Source organism: Caballeronia sordidicola (assembly GCF_002220365.1).
Classification (GTDB): domain Bacteria; phylum Pseudomonadota; class Gammaproteobacteria; order Burkholderiales; family Burkholderiaceae; genus Caballeronia; species Caballeronia sordidicola_C.
The window spans coordinates 191122-213811 of record NZ_MTHB01000110.1; the positions used below are offsets into that span (position 1 = coordinate 191122).

Consider the following 22690-nt stretch of genomic DNA (forward strand, 5'->3'; position numbering starts at 1 on the left):
GGTTAAGGGGTGGCGTATGAGCTGTGAGAGGCGGAGCTGCGCCGCCGAGTCGAGGGCGCCTTGGCGTTGCTTGATCGTTCCGACCCGGAAGTCGAAAATTCAAACAGCGATTTTCAACGATTTGGACGTCGTTGTCGAATGACCACTGACCAAATGGGTGCCAAAATCAAACCTTTCCCGCCGCCTCAAAAATTTCCCGGACCCATTGCGCAAAAACGCGAACTCTCGCCGATAACTGCCTGTTCTGCGGATACAAAACCGAAACCGGCATAGCGGGCGGCGGAAAGTCCTCAAGCACGACCTTCAGCGTCCCCGCTGATAATTCCCCCGTCACCCGATACCGCGGCACCTGCACCAGCCCTAATCCCGCCACCGCTGACCCCGTATATAAATCCGCGCCAGTGACCGATACCACCGCGGCAAGCTGAATTTCGATCACGCGGCCATCGACGGTAAATTCCATCGGCAAGACGCGCCCCGATCCGCTCGATAGATAGTTCACCGCCCGGTGCGCACCCAGCGCCTCGAGCGTCTCGGGCTCCCCGAACTGCTCCAGATAGGCGGGACTCGCTGCCGTCACCTGCTCCATCAGCGCGACGCGGCGTCCGACCATCGACGAATCCTGGAGCGTCCCGGCCCGAAGCACGCAGTCGATCCCCTCGCGCACCAGATCCACCAGCCGGTCGTCCTCGCCAATCTGCAATTCGATCTCCGGATATTGCGCGATGAACTCAGGCAGCGCCGGCACCACGAAATGCCGGGCAAGCGTTCCCTGCAAATTCACACGCAGCAGACCCTTCGGCGCGACATTGCGGAACGATCCCTCCGCTTCCTCCATGTCCGCGACCAGCCGCACGCAGCGCCGGTAGAACGCCTCGCCATCGTGCGTAAGCCGCACCGTGCGGGTGGTGCGCTCAAGCAGCCGCGTCCCGAGCCGTTCCTCCATACGCTTGAGCAGGTTGGTGACCGTGGCGCGCGGTATCTGCAGGTCGTCGGCAGCCTGCGTGAAGCTGCTCCGCTCGGCGATACGAATAAACACCTGCATTTCCTGATACCGGTCCATGGGCGACTCGCGAGCGCTGATTGTTAAAGTAAACGGAACGATATTAACAAATCAGGCGTAATTATCAATCGATGTGAATGATCAATACTTCATTCCACACACTCACCACTCACACGGAGCGAATCATGAACACAGTCAAGAACAGTCAGGTAGCCATTGTCACGGGCGCATCGCGCGGTATCGGCGCAGCAGTGGCGCGGCGTCTCGCCAACGACGGTTTTGCGGTAGCCATCAACTACGCATCGAGTTCGAAGGAAGCCGATGCGCTCGTCGCGGAACTCGCCGCCCAGGGCACGACAGCGATCGCGATCAAGGCCGATGTATCGAACGCCGACGAAGTTCGCGCCATGTTCGACGCGACCGAACAGCAACTGGGCAAGATCGACGTGCTGGTGAACAACGCAGGCGTGCTGAAGACGGTTCCGCTCGCCGATACCTCAGACGCGCTCTACGACCAGACCTTCGGCATCAACGTTCGCGGCACCTTCAACACGCTGCGCGAAGCGGCGGCGCGGATGAACGACGGTGGCCGCATCATTAATTTCTCGAGCACGACGCTCGCCCTGAACATGCCCGGCTACGCTATCTACAACGCGACGAAAGCGGCCGTTGAAGCGTTCACGCACGTGTTCGCGAAGGAACTGCGCGGCCGCAACATCACGGTGAATGCGGTTGCGCCTGGTCCGATCGCAACCTCGCTTTTCCTCGATGGCAAGACGGACGAACAGATCCAGACCTTCGCCAAGATGCCGCCGCTGCAACGCCTCGGCCAACCTGAAGATATCGCCTCGGTCGTGTCGTTCCTCGCCGGTCCGGATGCCGGCTGGGTCAACGGCCAGATCCTGCGCGCCAATGGCGGTCTCGCTTGAGACTTCTTATGCTGAGCGCTGCGTGCGCTCAGCAGGGTTACGCGCAGCAGGAGGGCAAGACCATGAAAGCGTCGACGACGTATTTGTATCTGCTCAGGAAGACGCCGTTTTTTGCAGGGCTTGATACGGAACAGTTGCGCTGGACCATCGGACACTCGCGAGAGTGGGAAGCGCAGGCGGGCACGGTGGTCGCGAGTTGTTCGGCGGCGGACAAGAGCGATGACTTCTGGATCCTGCTCGATGGCCGCTGGCAAGTGGAGCATGACGGCCACACCGACCCGGCAGGTCATGCCGATGCGGGCAAGTGGTTCAGCGCATCGGAGACCTCGGGGAACTGCCGGTTGGTCACGACTGAGCACAGCTACGTGATGAAAATCACCCGCGCCGATATGAACGACATGCTGAACCGTGGATTTGCTTTTGAGCCGCACTTGGCGCAAGGGCGTGGTTATCCCTCGAAGACGTTTGCGGCGCTGCCGGCGGGAGGTTGATCGAGCTTTGTGCGTTTGAGCACGACGTATGCTGGAAGCACCGGGAAGCGGCAGTACGCGACTTCTGCCACATGGGGTGACGAAACGCTTATTTGCCGTCGGGCATTTTGTTTTTTAAACCTAGCTGATACCGAAGAATCTTTGGCCCTCGCGGATGCCCCCAAGGGCGAGGCTATTACGCGTGCGAAGCGCGTGCCAATACTTCGTCCGCCCACTGGCTGATGCTTTTACCAGCTGCTGCGGCTGCTATGCCCACGGCAGCATGGACTTCCGGTCTAATCCGCAACATGAGTTTGCCCGATGCCGGTTTTTGCGGATCGCGGCTTGTCTTGGCGCAATCCTCAAGATAGTGATCGACTGCCTCATGAAACCCGGTGGTCAACTCAAGCACCGTCTCACCGTGGAAGCTGATGTGCTCCGATACACCGAGCACATGTCCCACGAAAATGTTGTCGCGCGGATCGAACTCGACTCGCGCAAGATACCCCTTATAGCTCATTGCGTTTATCACGGCTTCACCTCCAATTCGATAAACCACTCTCGCACTTCTTCCACCTGATACCTCTTTGCATCTTTGCCTGGATGCGGCCGATGCAGATATCGGCGGCGATCGTTCAGCTCGAATGCGACTCGTGAGCCAGAGCCCTCCCGTACCTCACCGCCAAGCGCGATGACCAGTGATTCAATTTCCGCGAAAACAATACCGCCGTTCGTGGGTTTTCTGAATATCGCTTCGAGCGTCTTCCTATGCTTGGCTTTCATTATTGGATGATATCACAAATTGATATCACTTCGAGGGGCAGATTTTGATGAAAGGAGCAAGCCAGGCTCGCACGAGTACCGGTGAGCGATAACAGTGCGGTGCCAGGAACACCGACGCAAACCCCCTAAACCCGAAACACCGCCACCGCGACATCCAGCTTCTCAGCTTGCTGCTCAAGCGACGCCGCAGCCGCAGCCGCTTCCTCCACCAGCGCCGCATTCTGCTGCGTCACCTCGTCCATTTGCGCGACCGCGCGGTTGATCTGTTCGATACCGCCGGTCTGCTCATTCGATGCCGCGCTGATCTCGCCAATGATGTCCGACACCCGCTTCACCGCCGCGACCACTTCGCTCATGGTCTGGCCCGCTTGTCCCGCCAGCACGTTGCCGGCCTGCACCTTGCCCGCCGATGCATTGATCAACTCCTTGATCTCTTTCGCGGCCCCGGCGCTGCGTTGCGCAAGGTTGCGCACTTCGCCCGCGACCACCGCAAAACCCCGCCCTTGTTCACCCGCACGCGCGGCTTCCACCGCCGCGTTCAGCGCAAGAATATTCGTCTGGAACGCAATCCCCTCGATCACGCCAATGATGTCCGCGATCCGCGTGGAACTCGTCGCGATGTCGTCCATCGTATGAACGACCTTGCCGACGACAGTGCCGCCACGCACGGCTGTTGCCGATGCATCGACGGCCAGCTCGCTCGCTTGCCGCGCGTTGTCGGCGTTCTGGCGGACGGTGGCCGTCAACTGCTCCATGCTCGACGCTGTTTGCTGCAACGACGCCGCCTGTTCTTCCGTGCGTTGCGACAAATCGATGTTACCCGCCGCAATCTCGCGCGCACCATGCGAGATCGCGCCAGTGCCGCCGCGGACCTGTTGCACCGTCCCCACCAGCCCCTGCTGCATCTTGCCGAGCGCGGCAAACAAGCGGCCCATTTCGTTGTCGCGCGAGGAATCGATACTCGCCGTCAGATCGCCCGCGGCAATCTGTTCGAAGTGGTGAATCGCCGACTCGATCGGCTTCATCACCGCCGCACCCAACGCGGCCCGCGCGATGAACCCTAGCACTAGCGCCAACGCGGCAACAATCACGGCCGCCGTCGCCATCGTATGGAATTGAGCCTGTGCCTGCGCAAAGCGGTCTTGCTGATGCGCGACCTGGAACGCTTCCAGCGCGGACATCGCGTGATCGTAGGTGGCGTATAAACCGTCCGCCGTCTGAACCTGGAGCGTGCGGAACGTCGTGAAGTCGTTCTGCGCGAGGGCATCGAATTCAAGGTTGAGCGCTTTCGCGATCAATGCATCGCGGGCGGCTTTCGCGGCTTGCACGAGCGGCTCCTCCTGCGGGTCGCGCGGTTTGGCGAGGTACGCATCGAACTCGGCATCGCTCGCTTTCAGCGTCTTGCGCGCGTCGGGCAGCAGGTCGTCGCCAGCTTTGCCGAGCATGAACAACGTCTCAAAGCTGCCGAGCGCAAGGCGTACTTGCAGCAGCCGTTGCGAGCTCGTCTTGAGGTGCGTGATGGCGACGGTATCGGTGGCGACCATCTGCTCCAGCGCCTGGTTGCTCTGGCGCAGGCACAAAGCGGCTGCAAGCAGCACCGCCACGAGCGCGAGCGTATAACCGGCGATGGTAATCGTGAGGCCGCGGCGAATCGTAAAGTTCTTGAGCATGGTCTTGATCGCGGGCGAACACCGCACGCGTGGTTATCCTTGGTTGGTCTTTGGCCGATGTCGTTTAGTTTTCTTTAATAAACGACGGACGATGCCGGCCGCGGCTCTGGCGAGTCAAGCTGATCGCCGGAACGGGCAGGCTAGTCGATAAGGCTCGTTACGCGATTCTCATGCACGCCGCGTGATAGCGACATCGGGAAATGTGCGCCTTCAGATTCTGCGTGTTCGTGCCGATAAGCGGGGGATGCTGCGCGCAACGCGCGCGGCGTAGACATTGACACGATCCTGCTCAGCCCACCCGTGTCGCGAACGCGTAACCGTTCTTGCCGTTGCGCTTCACCTGGTACATGGTTTCGTCGGCGGCGGCGACGAGCTGATGGTAGTCCCTGACGGGATGTGGAAAGCTCGCTATGCCGATACTGGCGCGGACAAATCCAATGCCCATTTGCTCGTCCGTCTGGAGTACGCAGTCGATCAGGCGCTGTGCAATCGCTTCTAATTCGGCGTTAGTCGAAAACTCGCGGACCAGTACAACGAACTCGTCGCCGCCAAAGCGGGCGACTACATCGACCAGACGCACGGTCTTGCGAAAGCGCTTTGAAACGGCAATCAGGAATTCATCACCGACGTCATGGCCGAGCGAGTCGTTGACCTGTTTGAACCCGTCAAGGTCGATGTAAATCACGGCAATTTTAAGGAGCGTCGGATTGCCCGATGACCCCGTTGCCGTTTCCGCCAGCGTGGCGAACAATTTTCGTCGGTTCGGCAGGCCGGTCATTGCGTCATGCAGCGCTGCATGCTCGAACTTGTGCGACTCGCCGGCCAGTTGGCGCGCGCGCTTGGCATACATGCCCAGAGCGGTGACCAGCGCACCGAATACACATGCCGACAACACGATCAATGTGCTCGCCACGCGCGCTATGCGGGTGCGTGCGTCGGCGCTGTCATTGGTGCGCTGCGCCCGCCAGTAAACGGATTGCACGGCGAGCAGCGCGTCGGTATCGTCGAGATTGGTGTCGGGTGACAGGGCGGATCGAGGGATGGGGGGCGCCGCCGACGGGCTCGCGTTCACCAGCGCCGCGAGCGACGTGAGGCGCCCAGCCAGGTCAATTCGTGCACGCCGATAGTCGTCCGACTGTTCCGGTTGTCCTGGTCTCGCAATGCTGTTGTCGGCTTGTCGTTGCCAGACGCGGACCAGATTGCGGGCGCTTTCCGCCCTTTCAATTCCTTCGAGAACGAGCCCACTGTATTCCTGCTTCAGTTGGTCCGAGAAGATCGACCGGATTTGTAATGCGAGGAACAGCAGACCCATCAGCAGGCAGAGGAAGGAAATGCAGGCGATCGTAGCCGGACCTGGCCTGAAACGCGAACGGGGGACAGGTTTGCAGGCGCGCTGCCGCTCACGGATGGCCGTAGATATCTCGCTGGCTTTCGGTGCCATGCTGCCGGTAGCTTACGCGATGAAAAAATGAACCTACGCGGGTGAAGAGGTTGCCATTGGACTTGACGCGCGACAATGGACGGTGGCGTTCCACGCTTGCAGTGCTACTCGCTCGCGGAGGGCGGGTGACGGCAAGCTTGGGCACGGCCGAATCAGAAGCCGTTACACGGCGATTGAACTGGGTGGGGGGAGGCACGGGCGCGTTCAGATCGGTACTGGCGACGGTGACCGGACGTACGGGAGCCAAGGGCGCCGGGACGTGACCGGACGAAGCCGTTTGCTGCACCACCGGAGTCGGTTCCGGTGCCGGTGCTGAGAGCCAGAGCGTCTGCCGGGCGTGTTCCATGGCTTCGGCGTAGGCGTGTTGATCCTGGTTGAACCAGACACCATACGCGACCGTGCCCATGATTCCGATTGCCAGCGCGCTTGCCGAGGCGACCCAAAGCGCAAGCCGTCCGAATCTCACGGGCGTTCGTGCAAACGCGGGGTCGGCGTCAAGAGCGAAGTCTGTATCGGTTCCGTCTGTGTCCGATGGCAACTCGGTATGCTTGGACATCACACTACTCTCCCTTCATTTCATCTGATATTTCGACGAAATTAATTCATACGATTACGCAAAGTTTTTTGAGTAAGGCTGCCTAGAGAATGTACCCCCATCGGGAGGAGGTAACCCGATAAAGCAGCAGTTAATGTGCCAGTACCGTGCAAGCAGACGCTCAGCACTCAAGCGTAAATTATCGGACCGGGCAAGGCCTCTAAGCTCGTTCGTCTTTCCTTTCAACGTTGCCGACGCACGCTGCTATTGAAGCCCGAAGATCGAATGTGACTGATCGACGCCGGTCGAATGTCTGGACGGTCGGGGAAATCGTGACTGGCGTGAAAGCGGGCATCGGTGGGATGCACTTTTGAATAGAGATTGTTGAATAGCTCTTGGCGGCCGGATGGGGTGATTGCTAGCTCGCCAACGGCTCTCCAAGCCTTTTTACCATGTGTTCTTCATCATGGAATCGGCCATCAACTTGCATCGCACATGGCTCGACGCCGAACGTCACGAAGCCATGGCTAGCGTAAAGCTTCTTGGCAGCCAGGTTTTCCGCGTTCACGCATAGCATGAGTTGGACACTGTCCCAGTCGCGTGACGCGTGTGTGGTGGCAGCCGCTAAAAGCGCCTGCGCAATCCCTTTTCCGCGATACCTGGGCTCGACGAATACGCCCCAGATCGTCGCTTTGTGACGAACCTGGGCGAGAGGCTCCCGACGCACTCCCGTGATACCGACCAACGCTGCACCGGCAAATGCTCCAAATACAGCCTGCGTCCCTGTCGATTGAATGCGGGCAGCGGTTTGTTCGGTCGTTCGCGCTTCTTCCTCCTCGCGTGTCGGCCATATGGACGTTGGAGAGTTATCTACGGCGGCGAGGCGCAGGGATTTAAAACTATCGGCGTCGCCGGGGGCGAGGAGACGGATTGTGATCATGTGGTCAGATGTTGCGGAATCGCGAAGTTCGGCAAATAGGCAATGCCCGGTTGTCACGGTTGAAACCCTGTCGTAAACACCGTACGTGCCTGGTTTTCATTGGCCCAGTGATCCTCGACCTGAGACAAGGGTACTGAGTTAGTCGCGATCTCGAAACCGCCGGGGACCGTGGCGTTCAACAGTTGTTCGATCGCACCAAGAAGGCGCGGCATTGGAATGCTGCCTATACCGCTGCCCATGAGTTCGATGGCTGATGATCGCAGCGCTGCGCTGGGAAGCGTGATGGTTGCCGCGCTCATGGCCCCAATCTGAACAAACCGGAGCGGCACCGCCTCCGGCGAAGCTTTGGCGCCGGCCGCCAGCAACAGCTCTGCGCTTTGCCCCCAAAGATAGTCGAGCACGACGCCAACGCCATCGTGAAACTGCCGTTGGAACGCGCTTTCAAGTGCGTCGTTGTCCTGTGTGAGACTGATCGTCTCGTCAGCACCGAGCGCTTTCAGAGACTGCAGGGTTCCCGCATTCCGCCCGGTCGCAATGATCTTGCCAGCGCCCAGATACTTGGCGATCTGCACAGCGAGACGGCCCGATACGCCTGTTGCACCATTGATCAGTACGGTCTCTCCCTTCACCAGCTTTGCACGTTCGGTCAAAGCCGCCCATGACGACATGCCCGGAATGGCGATTGCCGCCGCAGTCACCTCATCCAAGGCGGCCGGCAAAGCAATACAACGCGCCTTCTTGACGATGCAGTACTCGGCCATGCCGCCGAAGGGCGCTTCGGGCAGCACGAAATAGACACGCGTGCCGTCTTCAAGAACCCCGGTGCCGTCGATCCCAGGCACGAAAGGGAGCTTGGCCGCGGAGCTATAGTGCTTGCCCGATGCCCGGCTCTTGGTGACATGACTCAGGGCGGATGCTACAACCGCGATACGGACCACGCCTTCGGTGACAGCGGGCTCGGTGAAGTCGGCATAAGCCGGCGTCGCGCCGGATTCTCTAACGAGTGCTGCTTTCATGGTTGCTCTCCTTTGCCAAGTATCCGAGCGTACGCTTCATCCGGGATTGGATCATCAAATATATGTGTATTATACACATATAAAGTCATTGACAAGGAATTGAATCGCGATGGGGAAAGAGATACGCCAGTTGCGGGAAGCACTATTGGACCTTACGGGCGTGCTCAATCGGCCGCAACCGGATGCTGCCCTGATTGCAGCGGCAGGTGTCGATCTGGATCGCGCACTTTTCCCGCTGCTTGCAAGGGTCGAACGGCTGGGGCCGCTTGGTATTGTCGAACTTGCGGAACTCGCGGGGCGCGACTACAGCACGGTCAGCAGGCAGGTCGCGAAACTGGAAAGCCTCGGACTTGTCTCGCGATGTCCAAGCCCGAACGACGGCCGGGTTCGGGCGGCCGTCATTACGGATCAGGGGCGGGTCATGACGGATGCGCTTGACGCGGCGCGTCGGAAAATCATCGAAGAATTGCTTGCCGGCTGGGAAGCCAAAGAGGTGGGTGAGCTTGCCCGTCTGCTTAGAAAATTTGCGGATGATGCGCTTGGCTGGGTCAAGACTCTGTAAGCAGGACCACCCGTGACCGAGTGAAAACTGCTTCTTGACTTCGTGAAGTGCTCAGGTGGATATATCCTCCAGCGCAACGTTCCGGGTCTTCGGTCCCAGTATCGCGATTGCGCAAATTACAACGATCATCGCGCCGGAGATAAACACGAACACCCCGCATACACCAAACTCCTTCAGGCACCAGGCGATCACAAAAGCGGAGAATATCGCCGAGATCCGGCTCCATGAATAGACAAAACCTACGGCCCGCGCCCGGATACTGGTCGGGAACAGTTCGGCCTGGTACGCGTGGTAACTGAACGAGATGATGTTGCCAGCAAGGACCAGGCATACGCCCAGGCTGACCAGCATGAGGGTATCGCGCGCCTGGCTGAACATCAGGCCGCACGCAACATTCATCGCCGCCATCACAATGATCACGGTCTTGCGCTCGAATCTGTCTGCTATCAGCATGCCAAGCAGCGGGCCCAGCGGTGACGCAATTGCGATGATCGATGCATACATCAGGCTGCTGGTGACCGTCACACCCTGCTTGATCAGCAAGGTGGGAATCCAGTTGGCGAACCCGTAGTACCCCATTGTCTGGAAGACGTGAAAAATGATCAGCATGGCTACGCGTTTTCGATAAGGTGCCACAAGCAGGTCCCGAAACGATGCACGGGCTCTCACGGGTTCTGGCAGCGCGGGTGTAGGCAAAGGTTTTCCATATTCTTTCTCGACGCGCGCTTCGATCCGTGTCATGACGGCATCGGCTTCATTCAGGCGGCCCTGCTGGGCGAGCCAGCGTGGACTCTCAGGAAGCCGTCGCCTTACCCACCAGACGACCATCGCGCCAACCACGCCTGTCAAGACCACACAACGCCAGCCGTCGATGCCGAAAACCTGGCGAGGAACGAGCAAGTAAGACAGGAACGCGACAACGGGAACTGCGCAGAAACCGATCGCCTGCGAGCATGCCGATGCTCGTCCACGAATGTGCTTGGGAACGAGCTCTGAGATATACGTCCCAATAGTCACTATTTCCACGCCTATTCCAACGCCTGCTATAAAGCGCCACAGGTTCAATCCGAAGGCGGTGTCCTGAAACGCCATGATGATGTTCGCCGCGGTGTACCAGAGCAGCGAGTAGGTAAAGATCGCGCGACGCCCGAATTTATCGGCGAGAAAGCCACATGCTGCCGTTCCGATGAAGAGACCGGCGAACAGCGCCGCGATAAAACTTGCCACTCCGCTTGTCCCAAACAATCCATGTGTGGTCGAGGTCAGAATGCCGCTCCTGACCAGGCCTGGGGCGATATAACCTGAAAACATCAGGTCGAAAAGTTCGAAGAACAGGCCAAGACTCAACAGCATCACGAGTTGCCAGATCGTTCTCGTTGCGGGCAGCCGGTCCAGCCGCGCCGAGATCCGCGCCGCGCCCAGAGCAACCTCATCCACAGCGGCTTCGGCCTGGGCGGATGCATCCGGCATTGCGCGAGGATGCGCAACGGCGGCAGAAAAAACAGCATGATTCGACGACTCCATCGCCTGTCTCCATGAGTTCCGGTCTTGGGCCGGCTTGAGTAATGTTCGGGATTTCCATACGCTCTCAGGCGGCTTTCGGGTGTGAGGCGGCGGTGAGTTCGTCGATCTGTGTTTCACCGTAGCGAAGTTCGCGCAACACGTCGGCCGTATGCTCGCCAACCTTCGCAATCGGTTGACGTGGCTGCAGGCGCTCACCATTCATGGAGATGGGCAGAAGCGGCATCGCCGTTTCGGTTCCGTCGTCGAGTGTCAACGTTGCAAGGCCGCCGCTTTCGATCAGATGCTTGTCTTCGAAAAGGTCTTCGGGCTTGGTGATCGAAGCAAACGGAATATGACCGCGTTCGAATTGCGGTATCAGCGCTGAGCCATCTAGCTGTTTCAACGTTTCGCCCAGCGTTTGCAGGAGCCACGGGCGCACCATCACGCGATCATTGTTGGTTGCGAGCCGCGGGTCCTCGAGCAAATCGGGTCGATCGAGAATGGCGCACAGGGCGCGCCATTGAGTATCTCCTGTCGCCGCGATGAACATCTGCTCGCCTCCTGCAAGCGTGAAGACGTCGTACACCGCCCACGCGCTGATGCGCTCAGGCATCGGGGCAGCGGCGACGCCGGTCGCGGCGAACTGTTGCATATGCTGGGCGGACAGCAGCACGCAATTTTCGAACAGCGCGCTTTGCACTTCCTTGCCAATGCCGGTCGATTTGCGCTCGAAGAGCGCTGCAAGCACGCCAATCGCGCCGAACATGCCGCCCATGATGTCGTTCACGGAGCTCCCTGCGCGCAGCGGCCGGCCGACCGGGCCGGTCATGTAGGCGAGACCCGCCATCATCTGCACGACTTCATCAAGCGCGAGTCGATGCTCGTAGGGTCCGTTGAGAAAGCCTTTGTGCGACACATAAATCAAGCCTGGGTCCCGCGCTTTCAAACTCTCGTAGTCCAGACCCAGTGTTGCCATGCGGCCAGGTTTGAAGTTTTCGATAAAGACATCGGCCGTGTCGACGAGCTTGTGTAGCGCGCCAAGACCCGCTTCGGTATCGAGGTCGAGGGCGATGCTCTTCTTGTTGCGGTTAAAAGTGCTGAAGAAACCAGCGCCGGTGCCGAGCAGGCGCCGGGTGCCGTCGCCGCGTGGCGGCTCGACCTTGATGACTTCAGCACCGAGGTCTCCCAGGATCATGCCGCACGTCGGCCCCATCACCATGTGCGACAGCTCGACCACGCGAATGCCTGCCAGGGGCAGGGCGCTGGTTTGCGCAGACGACGTAGAGGCGTTCATCGGGTGACCTTTGATTCGTGGAATTGCGAGGGAACACCCGCGCGGGCGAGGTATCCGTAAAGCAGTTCGCCGGGCAACGCTTGTTCGAGCACGCTGCGCGAGGCAATCAGCTTTTCCATATCGATGCCGGTCTCATAGCCCATGCTTTGCAGCATGAAGACAAGGTCTTCGGTGTTGACGTTACCGGTAGCGCCCGGGGCGTGCGGACACCCTCCGAGCCCGGCGAGCGACGAATCAAGCTCCCGGATGCCGTGCTGAAGGGCAATGAGCGTGTTGGCAAGGCCAAGGCCGCGCGTGTCATGGAAGTGCACGGAGCGCAGTCTGTGGCCCGCAATGCCACGGACCAGGTCGATGATTTCGCCCACCTGTCGAGGCGTGGCCTGACCCGTCGTATCGCCGAGTGCGACGACGTCAGCGCCTGCTTCGAGTGCTTGCCGTGTAATGTGGCCGATGTCGTCATAAGGCACGTTGCCTTGCAACGTGCAGCCAAATACGGTGGATAGCCCGGCAATGGTCTCGGCATGACCTTTGGCGAGCGAACACATCTCGGCAAACGCGCCGAGCATCTCCTCGGGGGTCTTTCGCACGTTAGAGAGGCTGTGGGCGACGCTGACCGATATCGGTGCGACGATCCTGTGGACGCCGGATTCGATCGCGCGCTGTGCGCCCTTCACGTTTGGAACCAGCGCGGTTACAACGAGGCCTTCAAGAGTCAGCGCATGGGCAATGACCGCTTCGGCATCCGCCATTTGCGGCAGCAGTTTCGCCGGCACGAAGGAAGCGACCTCCATGCTGCGAATGCCGGCTTCCCAGGCAGCGTCGATCCAACGCTTCTTGTCGTCGGTCGACATGATCCGCGAAATGCTTTGAAGGCCGTCGCGCATGCCGACCTCGGTGACGATCACGCGTTCGGTAGGGTGGTTCATCGTTTCTCAACTCATGATGACAAAGTTGAGATCAAGCGTGACGGGCCGGGTACGCGGTGAAAAGACTCATTTGGCGATGCAGTCCATCTTGCCCCGCGATGGCGGTTGACGGTTGCCTGACGGGGCGAAATGGCTGAAAAGGGAAAACCCTTAAGGGCTTTTGGGGAGCGGCGCGATGCATCAGCGATGTGTCAGCGAGTTGCCATCAGGTGCTCGATCAGTCGCGCCGCCGGCAGCGTCAGGGCCGCGCGATCACGTACGCAAATGACGAAGCGCCGCTCGGCCCAGGCTTCGGCCAGCGGAATCACTTCAAGCCCGTACTGCTGCCTGACCTGAGGGTTGACCGCTTCGCGAGGCAGGATCGCTACAGCGAGTCCCGCCTGGATGAATCTATAGGCTGCATCGAAAGTCGATACGTACGCCCGGTAGCTAAGCTCTCTCCCCTTCTCCGCAGCAATGCGCTGCATCAGGGCGTTCACGGACGCGTTCGACGATAGCCCGAGGTGGTTCAGATCGAGCGTCTGCACGAAGCCGATGGCCGGCGCCCCCGCCAGGGGATGGTCCTTCGGAACCACCAGGGCAAGATGGTCCGAGCGATACGTCGTCACATCGAGTTCACGGGTGGAGACGAAATCGCGGCAGATACCAATATCGGCTGCGCCCTCTTCCAGTCCCCGGACGATGTCAGCGCTCGTACGCTCTTCAACGTCGACGCGCACACCCGGGTTCGCTTGCAGGAATCTGGAGAGCACTTCCGGAAGAAACTCAACCATTGACGACACGTTCGCCAGCACGCGCACATGTCCGCGGCCGCCCGCGGCGTATTCACTTAGCTCAGCTTGCAGGCGCTCGTGGTCAAGCATGATGAGGCGCGCGTGCTTGAGCAGCGCCTCGCCCGCTGCGGTCGCCCTGACGCCGCGCTGGCTGCGCGACAGCAATGCCGTACCGACCAATGTTTCCAGGTCCGCTAACCGCTTGCTGACAGCCGAAGGCGCGATGAATTCGCGCTCGGCTGCGCGCGCGATGGTCCCTTCTTCGCATACCGCGATGAAAAGTCGAAGACTCATTTGGTCGATTTGCCACATGGTTGAGCGCCGGGAGTCAAGGAACCCAGTTTGCACCAGCTTGAGCGTATTGACCGCTGGGATGTACCCGATCTTTCGGCCGCCAAGTCGTAGCACAGAGGCCGAATCAATACGTCAAAAAGGCATTCTGAAGTTTTCGTGTGCAATGCTTTCCGGTAAGCGCGAGCATCATCAGGATGCGCGCCTTGTGCGGAACCTGATCGTCCGTTACCAGCCAGTCATAGCGATCATCGGGCTGTGCGGCGTTGCGGATGACCACGCCGCTTCCCGTGCGCGAACCTCGGACGACGTGAACACCACGCGCTCTCGCATTGACGAGCGAAGCCACTACCGAGGTCGCCACGTTGCCGTTGCCGGTCCCCGCATAGATGAGCGCCTTCACACCTGAGTCGAGCATGGCGCGCACCATGGCGTCGTTCATGCCGCCGTGCGCATAGAGGATACCGACCTCCGGCAGCGCGTCGATCTCGTCGATCGACCATTCGCTTTGCACTGTATGCCGACGCGCCGGCAGTCGATAAAAGACCGGCTTGCCCTCGACGATATATCCCAAGGGACCGTACGGCGAGCTGAACGCCTCCTGCTTGAACGTATTGGTCTTCGCAACATCACGCGCGGTGTGAATCTCATCGTTTGCAACGACGAGCGTGCCTTTTCCGTGAGCTGACTCACTCGCCGCCACGACGATCGCGTTGTACAGGTTAAGCGGTCCGTCCGAACTGAGCGCGGAGGGAGGACGCATTGCGCCCACCACGACTACCGGCTTCGTGCTTTTGAGCGTCAGATGAAGGAAATAAGCGGTTTCGTCGATGGTATCGGTGCCGTGCGTGATGACAACGCCATCCACGTCATCCCGTTTCAGCAGCGTTGAGATTCGCTTGCCCAACTGCAGCAATTGTCCATTGCCGAAATTCTCCGAGCCGCACTGAAATAGCTGCTCCGCGCTGATGTCGGCAATCGATGCCGCGGCAGGCAGACCGTCAAGAATCTGGTCGACGGACAGCACGGAGCAGTCATACGCGGACGTGTTGACTGGCGACGCGCCACGGCCCGCTATCGTGCCGCCTGTGCCAATCAGTACGATCCGCGCTTTCGGCGGAGCAGCAGGGCCAATTACGCCCGCGCCAGGAACAGGGACGTCCATGAGCACTACATCTTCACGACGGTGAGCAGCGTCTGCTTGCCGCGCTTGTAGTCATACAGGGAGATCGCGCCTTGTTTCAGATCGCCGTGAGCGTCGAACTGCGTGCGGCCCAGCACGCCGACGAAATTTGCGCTTGGCATCGCTGCAAGGATGTCCGAGGCTTTGATCGAGTTGGCGCGCTTCATTGCGTCGACGATGATGTACACCGCGTCATAGGCGAACGGGGCATTGAGCTGTACGTGCTGATGAAAGCGTGCTTCGTAGCGTTGCTCGAAAGCGGGACCATTCGGCATTTTCTCAAGCGGCATGCCGGCGATCGAGCACACGACGTTGTCTGCAGCATCACCGGCCAGTTTCGCGAGCGAATCGGCGCACAGGCCGTCACCGCCGAGCACGCGTGCTGCAATGGCGAGCTGTTGCGCCTGCTTCGCGAACGGACCGCCCGTGGCGTCCATTCCCCCGTACATGATGATGTCTGGATGCTCGCCCTTGATCTTGGTGAGAATCGAGCGGAAGTCGACTGCCTTGTCGTTGGTTGCATCGTGTGAGAGCACGGTCAACCCGTCCGCCTTCGCCTGCTTTTCAAATTCATTGGCGAGTCCCTGGCCGTATGCCGTCGCGTCGTCCACGATCGCCACCGATTTCGCCCCGAGCGTCTTCTTCGCATAGTCGGCCAGCGCCGGACCCTGCTGGGCGTCGGTTGCAACAACCCGGTAGGTGGTCTTGAAGCCTTGTTGCGTATAAACCGGATTGGTCGCTGAAGGAGAGACCTCGACCACACCTGCGTCGCTGTAGATCTTCGACGCAGGGATAGTGGTCCCCGAATTCATGTGGCCAACCACGGCGACGACCTGGTCGTCGACCAGCTTCTGCGCCACCTGCGTGCCCTGGCGCGGGTCCGACGCGTCGTCTTGTGCATCGAGCTCCAGCGTGACCTTCTGGCCGTTGACCACGAGACCCTTCGCGTTGATTTCCTCCACTGCCAGCCGGGCGCCGTTCTCGGTGTCCTTTCCCCACTCGGCATTTGCGCCGGTCAACGGCGCGGCATGTCCAATTTTGACAACTTCGTCTGCGAATGCGCTGGCCGAGCCGAGCATGATCAGACTTACTCCGATATTGGCGCATAGCGCGCAGTGAAATCTAGCCGACATGAGACTCTCCTGGTTATGCAGCTTGCTGGACGATGGTGCACTGGCGCTTGCCAGTGATCGATTGCGGGCAGGTGACAGGAGCGACTTTAGTGACGAAAAAATGGCCGGCATTGCACCGACTCGCAAAAAAATAGAAGAAATGCGACATGGCGGCCAAGCGCATTTTTTGGCTTATATACTCAGGTTCACCAACGCCCTGCGGGAACGTCATGGCACGCGAAAAACCACTGCACGATGGCCGGGAGCCGTCCCTTGGCCGCGATCTCGTCGATCGGCTCGATCGCGCCAGCGTCAAACGAGAGGGCAAGGCGTCCCGCTCGGGGGCCGAACTCAACATCGGATTTCTTCTCTGGCCCACTTTCCCGCTGCTTTCGCTGGCGGGCTTCTGCGATGCGTTGCGCCATGCAGCCGATCTCGGCGACCAGAGCCGTCCGCTGCGTTGCGCATGGACACTGCTCGGCATGGCCGATGAAACCGCGGAAGCGAGCTGCGGTGTGACCGTGCCGGTGCACGCGGTACAAGGCTCGCCGCGGCAATTCGATTACCTCGTTGTGATTGGTGGCCTTTTGCCGAAACTTGAACAGGTCGACCGGCGCTACTGGGACTATTTGCGCGAGGCCGACGCCGAAGGTGTGCCGTTGATCGGCATGTGCACGGGCAGTTTCGTGCTGGCGAAAGCCGGCTTGATGCAGGACCGGGTTGCTTGTGTCCACGCGTTCCACCTGGAGGACTACAAGACCATGTTCCCGGACCTGCGGGTCATCGCCAATTCAGATTATCTGATCGACGGCAACCGCATTACGTGCGCCGGCGGCGTGTCCGTCCTCGAGTTGGCCACGCGTTTGATCAGCTTGCATTGCGGCTCGGACAGAGCCTCCAAGGTGATTCATCAAATGACAGTCAGCCGTCACGGCGGCACGTCGTTCGTCGAGCGCCGTAAGGCACTGGGCTATCTGGCAGTCGGTGATTTGCTGGTACGGCACGCGATTGTGCTGATGGAAGAAAACCTGGAGGCGCCGCTCAACGTCGCGGTAATCGCGAAGATGACCGGTACGAGCGTCAGGCAACTCGAACGCAACTTCCTGACTGAAATGGGGGTATCTCCCAAGGAGTTTTACCGGACGATGCGGCTTCGATACGCGCGCTGGCTACTACTCAATACGGAAAAACGTATCACGGTCATTGCCTATGAATGCGGTTTTGCCGACTCCGCACACTTCATCCGCGGCTTCAAGGAAGTCTACGGCGTGACGCCCGGCCGGCTCAGGATCTCACTGGAAGAACGTCTGTCCTGACATGCGGGGAACATGGCGGCATGTCTACGATGTGACAGACCCTTCATTGACCGGAAAGATCGAGGTACTTTCTAAGAACCAGCAGTGAAATAAGCTTTTCCCGCCGCGTGTCGAGAAACTGCATGGCGTACTGATTGGCATTTTTAATTATCGCCATCGCCTTGTCTGTATGCTTAACGTAATAATTTATTTTATCTTCCAAATCCGAAAATTCATCGTCCAGCAGTACATAGTGATGGTCGGGGATTAAGGAGCCTTCCATAAACCAGCTTTCCACTCGCGGCTTGCGCATAAAGCAAACGGAGTTCGAGAGCATGATCCATTTCAAGTTGGTCGCGACGTCATTACCTTCCAGACTGATCACGAACTTGTACTTCAGCTGGTCAGCGATACTCATATAAGGTCGATGACCGCGTTGCCCCTTTCTGGCGTCATCAGTGTCGCCAATATCGGCTATGGGTGAGCCGTGATACTTGGCGACGAATGCTTTTCTGTGTTCCTGGTAGCAGGCCCCCCGAAAAACGGCCATGTCAAGTTTGCTTTCGAATGATCGCGTATCTTCAATAAAATTGAAGTGCCTCATTTTGTCCAGCTTCAATATGACAGAATTTTCATTGGCTTCATTAAGGGGCCTGGTTTTAAGAAGCGTAGGCTCGTCTACCGTTTCTTTAATGTCCTTGAACACGTAGTTGAATTTTACGGAGCGCGCGAAGTATCGGGATATTTCTTTGAAATCATAGTAATAGGCGCTTGGATTGCCGCGCAAAGGTAGCGCGCTGCTGCGGCTCGCCGTTTCGTTCAGGACGAATTGCTGCTCAAGTTTATTATAATAATTGGCACGCGAGCGAATATAACTCCATTGCTGTTCGTCCAGATTCCTGAACATGCGGTCATATCTTTTTTCAAAAATCAACGATGGAAACAGATCGAAAATAACATTTTTTGCGTAAAATTTTAATTTTCTGGCATGCATAAATCTGACTCAATCTTTTAATGGGGCGCTAAAATTTCACCAAAAATGATTTGAAGCACTTGCGGGCAGGGCAACCATCATTCTTCAAAAACTCATCACCTTTGGGTCACACCGAAATGCTCTTCAGCAGTTGCTTTGCAGTGGTTGCGTTACAGCGCTCACGTGCAAAAAGCGGATTGCCAGACAGTAGTACATTGAACGGGCGGAACAGTTGTTGCATGGAGCGGAACACACGGGCAGCGGGAGTAGTGTACCTGTTACCATTCTTTCGACAATATAGTCAACCGCTTTCGGGTGTTGGAGGTCGAGTTCGATCCGTGGCGACTACTGAAGGTTGTCGACCCACTGCTCAAGTTGTGCTGCATGCGAGCTAACGCTTGCGGACCTTGGTAAGTGGTCAGTCATGCTAATTATGTGCTTCAATCCAATATGCAAATCCACGACGGTGAGACAAGGCGTCCACGTCATCCGGCATTTCCTTGCAAGTGGCAAGGGACCGCCAGGGAGAGATCCCGCCTGACCCACGATCTACCTAGTTCGACGTCAGGTTGGCCGCAGTAAAGGCAGACCGCAACCACGCCTCAAATGTCGCCGCTGCTTGCGAGCTGGATTGATAACCTCTCGATCGAACCAGGTAGTAGGACGTCACTTCTATGCTGAACTGAGCGTCATTGAATGGCGCAATAAGCCGCCCGTCATTCAATTCTTCTGCCGCCAGAAGTTCGCTTTCGAGTACGACGCCCAGCCCGTCGACCGCAGCCTCGATCGCCATGACCGACCGATCGAGCCAGAGTTCGTTGTCCGGCCGGACTTCCTCGCCGCAAACCCGCCGCAAGTACTCCGACCACGTCAGCCCATTGGACGAGTGGATCAAGGTCGCGCGCAAAAGGTCCTGTGGCGTGCGCAGCGCGAGCGTGGCCGCCAGGGCGGGGCTGCACAACGGGCGCAGTCGCTCCAGCAGCAAGGGCTCGACATCGAGTTTTGAGGTATTCGGATGCCCGTAAGCGATCGCAATATCGAATCGAGTGGTGTCGAGGTCATCGTGATCTGACAGCGTGGATAACCGGATCCTGACCTCCGGGTTGGCGCGCAGGAATTCCGGAAGCCTGGGTTGCAGCCACTTGGCGGCGAAACTTGGACCCGATGCAACCACCAGATAACCGCGCTGTGACTGCGGCGCGACCAGGTTGGTGGCTTCGGCGATCACCCCGAATGCGTGTTCAAGCTCGCGGGCGTACGTGCGCCCCGCAGCCGTCAGCGCGGCTCGCCCCGGATGCCGCTGAAACAACGGCATGCCCAGGAAATCCTCGAGTTGCTGGATGTGATGACTGACGGCCGATGGTGTGACCGCAAGCTCTTGCGCACCAAGCGCGAAGCTTCCCCGTCGTGCCGCGGCTTCGAACGCAAGGAGTGCCTTGAGCGGCGGCAGGCGGGATTTCGTCATGCTTCTACTTGAGCTCATTTGACGGGGTGCTGAGTTATATGCGTTGGCGCGGACATTTTCGCCTCCCTATGATCTTTTCTGACGGCCGCCAGCCAAAGCAAGCCGTATGCCAAATAGTGCACGTCGACGAGCATGACGCGGTGGCGACCGTTCGACGATGGGCCAGCGATCAGATCCGGCCATGAACAGCCAACGAGCCAACGGAGTGAACGATGAAAGAAGGACTTCTGCAAGCATCCAGGGACTATTTGGTCAGATACGGCGGCGACGCCTTCCCGAACCTGTTCACATCTGCCAAGGGCACTATCGTAAAGGATAGTAACGGACGCGAGTACCTGGACTTCACATCAGGGCAGATGTGCGCCACGATCGGGCACAACCATCCTGCGATAGTCGAAGCCGTTCACCGGGCAGGCGAGAAGGCCTTCCACATGTTCAGCGGCATGATCCCCGAGGTCGTGGCCGAACTCGGGCAGACGCTTGCACGTGACTGGTTGCCCGGCGACATCAAGAAGACGATCTTCATCAATACCGGCTCCGAGGCCACCGAGGTCGCGCTGCGCATGGCCAAGATGTATACCGACGGCTATGAAGTCCTGGCGCTGGGCGGCTCCTGGCATGGCATCACGGGCGGCGCGAGTACAGTGTCTTTCGCGAGCGACCGCAAGGGTTATGGCGTACCGGCACCCGGCGTTTTCCTGATTCCCGAGCCGAATTCGTATCGACCGTACATTCAGGCGGCAACACCGGAAGAAGCGGCGCTGGCAAACCTGAACCTGGCGTTGAGGATGTTCGACATGCAGTCGAGCGGGCGCGGTGCGGCGATCATTGTCGAGCCCATCATTAGCGCAGGGGGCGTCCTGGTGCCACCGAAGTCGTTCATGCAGGCACTCAGAAAGGCGGCGGACGACCGAGGCATGCTGCTCATTTTCGATGAAGCGCAAACCGCGTTTGGCCGGATCGGAACGCGTACCGGATCCGAATTCTTCGGTGTGGTTCCCGACATCATGACCATGTCAAAAACGCTCGGTGGCGGCTTGCCGCTTGCCGCGGTATCGACGACCGCAAAGATCGAAGAAGTCCTCCATCAGAAGCACTTCACGTTTTACACCAGCCACGTTTCGGACCCGCTCACAGCGGAAGTGGGACTGGCCGTGTTGAAGGTGATCAAGGAAGAAAACCTCATTGCGCGTGCGAATGAAATGGGGGGCTATCTGCGCCGCCGCTTCGAAGAATTGCAGCAGCGCTATGAGGTCATCGGCGACATCCGGGGCGCGGGTCTCCTGCTTGGCGTCGAACTGGTGACCGACCGCGCATCGCGCAACCCGGCCCACGAGCTCGGCGCAATGACGACCCGGAAATGCTTTGAAAACGGTCTCAGCATGAATATTCGCCGTCGTCCGGAACGCGGCTCCGTGTGGCGCATCGCACCTCCGCTGACGGTTTCAACGGACGAGATCGATCGCGCGGTGGACATCCTCGACAAGGCATTGCGCGACAGTCTGCACGAAACAGCGGTAGCGAAAGCCGCCTGACATTGGGCATGGGTGCGAGTAAGGAACGGATTTTTCAACGTTGAGGAAACCATGAAGCAGATTGCGGCGAGACATTGGCTGTTCATTGCGGCCATTAGTGGGTTTGGACTTACTGCGCCCGCAGCGCACGCGGAAAGTTCAACACTGGAAAAAATCCGTTCCTCCAATACGCTTACGCTTGGCTATCGCGAGTCATCTATTCCTTTTTCTTTTCTTGGCGCCGGGCAAAAGCCGGTCGGCTTTTCGCTAGACCTGTGCGCGGCAATCGCGGAAAAAGTGAAGGCGGATCTGAAGCTGCCGAAGCTGAACGTGGCTTATCTGGCGGTTAGCGCAGCCAACCGAATACCGCTCCTGCAAAACGGCACGATCGACATTGAATGCGGAAGCACGACCAACACAGCCGAACGCCAGCAGCAGGTCGGATTTTCGGTCGCCACGTTTGCCGGCGGGCCGACCTGGCTGACCACGTCATCGTCGGGAATCACCGATGTGAAAGGGCTTCAGGGCAAGACCGTCGTACTGACGCAGGGGTCGCTTAACCTGGGTCTTGCCATGAAGATCAATACCGATCTCAAGCTCAACATGACGATCCTTCAATCGAAGGAACAAGCAGAGTCTCTCCTGTTGCTGCGCACAGGACGCGCGTCGGCATGGTTTGAAGACAACATTCTGGAAGCGGGTCTGGTGGCGGGATCGCCTGACCCCAAGGCATTCCGATATCTGCCGGATGCAGGCGTTCAGGTCTATTACTACGGCCTGATGATTCCAAAGAACGACCCGGGATTCAAGTCGCTGGTAGACGGTGCCTTAAGTGCCCAAATGGCGTCCGGGGAATTTTCAAAGACTTACGCCAAGTGGTTCACGCAACCCATTCCGCCCCACGGACAGAACCTTTCGCTACCGATGAACGAAGCGCTCAAGGCGCGAGTGGCAGCGCCTAGCGATTCTCTTACGCAGTAGCGCTCAACGCGGTCTCGCTAAAGACCCTGTC

22 protein-coding genes are annotated in these 22690 nt (G+C 58.9%); 6 read left to right on the top strand and 16 right to left on the bottom strand.

Annotated elements, in window-relative coordinates; genetic code table 11:
- Positions 1-166 precede the first annotated feature (166 nt).
- Entirely contained in the window at positions 167-1063 is an 897-nt protein-coding gene (locus BSU04_RS18005; RefSeq protein ID WP_089161880.1) for a LysR family transcriptional regulator, read from the bottom strand.
- Between the two features lie 125 nt (positions 1064-1188).
- Between BSU04_RS18005 and BSU04_RS18010 the strand changes: the two genes are divergently transcribed.
- Complete coding sequence (locus tag BSU04_RS18010; protein ID WP_089161881.1) at positions 1189-1932, top strand: SDR family oxidoreductase; 744 nt, start codon at positions 1189-1191, stop codon at positions 1930-1932.
- Entirely contained in the window at positions 1929-2423 is a 495-nt protein-coding gene (locus tag BSU04_RS18015) for a hypothetical protein (RefSeq protein ID WP_218827306.1), read from the top strand. Before BSU04_RS18010 ends, BSU04_RS18015 begins: the two co-directional genes overlap by 4 nt.
- Before the next feature lie 175 nt (positions 2424-2598).
- Here BSU04_RS18015 and BSU04_RS18020 read toward each other — a convergent pair whose 3' ends face one another.
- The 7 genes from BSU04_RS18020 to BSU04_RS18050 all read right to left on the bottom strand — a co-directional run bounded on the left by BSU04_RS18020 (position 2599) and on the right by BSU04_RS18050 (position 8787).
- Positions 2599-2934, bottom strand: a complete 336-nt coding sequence (locus tag BSU04_RS18020) for a type II toxin-antitoxin system HicB family antitoxin (protein ID WP_089161882.1) — start codon at positions 2932-2934, stop codon at positions 2599-2601.
- Positions 2931-3185, bottom strand: coding sequence for a type II toxin-antitoxin system HicA family toxin (locus tag BSU04_RS18025; protein WP_062090929.1), 255 nt, complete (start codon positions 3183-3185; stop codon positions 2931-2933). The genes BSU04_RS18020 and BSU04_RS18025 overlap by 4 nt, the downstream gene beginning before the upstream one ends.
- Before the next feature lie 125 nt (positions 3186-3310).
- Positions 3311-4855, bottom strand: a complete 1545-nt coding sequence (locus BSU04_RS18030; RefSeq protein ID WP_089161997.1) for a methyl-accepting chemotaxis protein — start codon at positions 4853-4855, stop codon at positions 3311-3313.
- Between the two features lie 289 nt (positions 4856-5144).
- Entirely contained in the window at positions 5145-6296 is a 1152-nt protein-coding gene (locus BSU04_RS18035) for a GGDEF domain-containing protein (protein WP_089161883.1), read from the bottom strand.
- Positions 6256-6852 carry a hypothetical protein gene (locus BSU04_RS18040; protein WP_256982960.1) on the bottom strand — a complete coding sequence of 199 codons (597 nt, stop codon included), beginning with the start codon at positions 6850-6852 and terminating at the stop codon, positions 6256-6258. The genes BSU04_RS18035 and BSU04_RS18040 overlap by 41 nt, the downstream gene beginning before the upstream one ends.
- A gap of 397 nt (positions 6853-7249) precedes the next feature.
- Positions 7250-7771, bottom strand: a complete 522-nt coding sequence (locus BSU04_RS18045; protein WP_089161884.1) for a GNAT family N-acetyltransferase — start codon at positions 7769-7771, stop codon at positions 7250-7252.
- Between the two features lie 53 nt (positions 7772-7824).
- Positions 7825-8787: a quinone oxidoreductase family protein gene (locus BSU04_RS18050; protein ID WP_089161885.1), complete on the bottom strand. Its 963-nt coding sequence runs from the start codon at positions 8785-8787 to the stop codon at positions 7825-7827.
- A gap of 109 nt (positions 8788-8896) precedes the next feature.
- Between BSU04_RS18050 and BSU04_RS18055 the strand changes: the two genes are divergently transcribed.
- Positions 8897-9349 (top strand): MarR family winged helix-turn-helix transcriptional regulator, encoded by a 453-nt coding sequence (locus BSU04_RS18055; protein WP_089161886.1) that lies wholly within the window; start codon positions 8897-8899, stop codon positions 9347-9349.
- Between the two features lie 51 nt (positions 9350-9400).
- On the opposite strand, the gene BSU04_RS18060 is transcribed toward BSU04_RS18055, so the two are convergent.
- From BSU04_RS18060 to BSU04_RS18085, 6 genes are all read right to left on the bottom strand, one after another.
- Positions 9401-10819 (bottom strand): MFS transporter, encoded by a 1419-nt coding sequence (locus BSU04_RS18060; RefSeq protein WP_373452843.1) that lies wholly within the window; start codon positions 10817-10819, stop codon positions 9401-9403.
- Between the two features lie 118 nt (positions 10820-10937).
- Positions 10938-12146, bottom strand: a complete 1209-nt coding sequence (locus BSU04_RS18065) for a CaiB/BaiF CoA transferase family protein (RefSeq protein WP_089161888.1) — start codon at positions 12144-12146, stop codon at positions 10938-10940.
- Complete coding sequence (locus BSU04_RS18070; protein WP_089161889.1) at positions 12143-13072, bottom strand: hydroxymethylglutaryl-CoA lyase; 930 nt, start codon at positions 13070-13072, stop codon at positions 12143-12145. The genes BSU04_RS18065 and BSU04_RS18070 overlap by 4 nt, the downstream gene beginning before the upstream one ends.
- Positions 13073-13263: 191 nt before the next feature.
- Positions 13264-14157: a LysR substrate-binding domain-containing protein gene (locus BSU04_RS18075; RefSeq protein WP_089161890.1), complete on the bottom strand. Its 894-nt coding sequence runs from the start codon at positions 14155-14157 to the stop codon at positions 13264-13266.
- 106 nt (positions 14158-14263) lie between these two features.
- Positions 14264-15301, bottom strand: coding sequence for an asparaginase (locus BSU04_RS18080; RefSeq protein ID WP_089161999.1), 1038 nt, complete (start codon positions 15299-15301; stop codon positions 14264-14266).
- Positions 15302-15306: 5 nt separating this feature from the next.
- Entirely contained in the window at positions 15307-16398 is a 1092-nt protein-coding gene (locus tag BSU04_RS18085) for a branched-chain amino acid ABC transporter substrate-binding protein (RefSeq protein WP_256983006.1), read from the bottom strand.
- A 263-nt stretch (positions 16399-16661) separates the two neighbouring features.
- Here BSU04_RS18085 and BSU04_RS18095 point away from each other — a divergent pair, with 263 nt between their 5' ends.
- On the top strand, positions 16662-17747 hold the full coding sequence (locus BSU04_RS18095; RefSeq protein ID WP_089161893.1) for a GlxA family transcriptional regulator: 1086 nt from the start codon (positions 16662-16664) through the stop codon (positions 17745-17747).
- Positions 17748-17790: 43 nt separating this feature from the next.
- Here the strand turns inward: BSU04_RS18095 and BSU04_RS18100 are convergent, their stop codons facing one another.
- Positions 17791-18720 (bottom strand): glycosyl transferase family 90, encoded by a 930-nt coding sequence (locus tag BSU04_RS18100; protein ID WP_089161894.1) that lies wholly within the window; start codon positions 18718-18720, stop codon positions 17791-17793.
- Positions 18721-19252: 532 nt separating this feature from the next.
- Positions 19253-20164: a LysR substrate-binding domain-containing protein gene (locus BSU04_RS18105; protein ID WP_089161895.1), complete on the bottom strand. Its 912-nt coding sequence runs from the start codon at positions 20162-20164 to the stop codon at positions 19253-19255.
- Between the two features lie 212 nt (positions 20165-20376).
- On the opposite strand from BSU04_RS18105, the gene BSU04_RS18110 reads away from it, so the two are divergent.
- Entirely contained in the window at positions 20377-21699 is a 1323-nt protein-coding gene (locus tag BSU04_RS18110; protein ID WP_089161896.1) for an aspartate aminotransferase family protein, read from the top strand.
- A 51-nt stretch (positions 21700-21750) separates the two neighbouring features.
- Complete coding sequence (locus BSU04_RS18115; protein ID WP_089161897.1) at positions 21751-22659, top strand: amino acid ABC transporter substrate-binding protein; 909 nt, start codon at positions 21751-21753, stop codon at positions 22657-22659.
- Positions 22660-22690 lie beyond the last annotated feature (31 nt).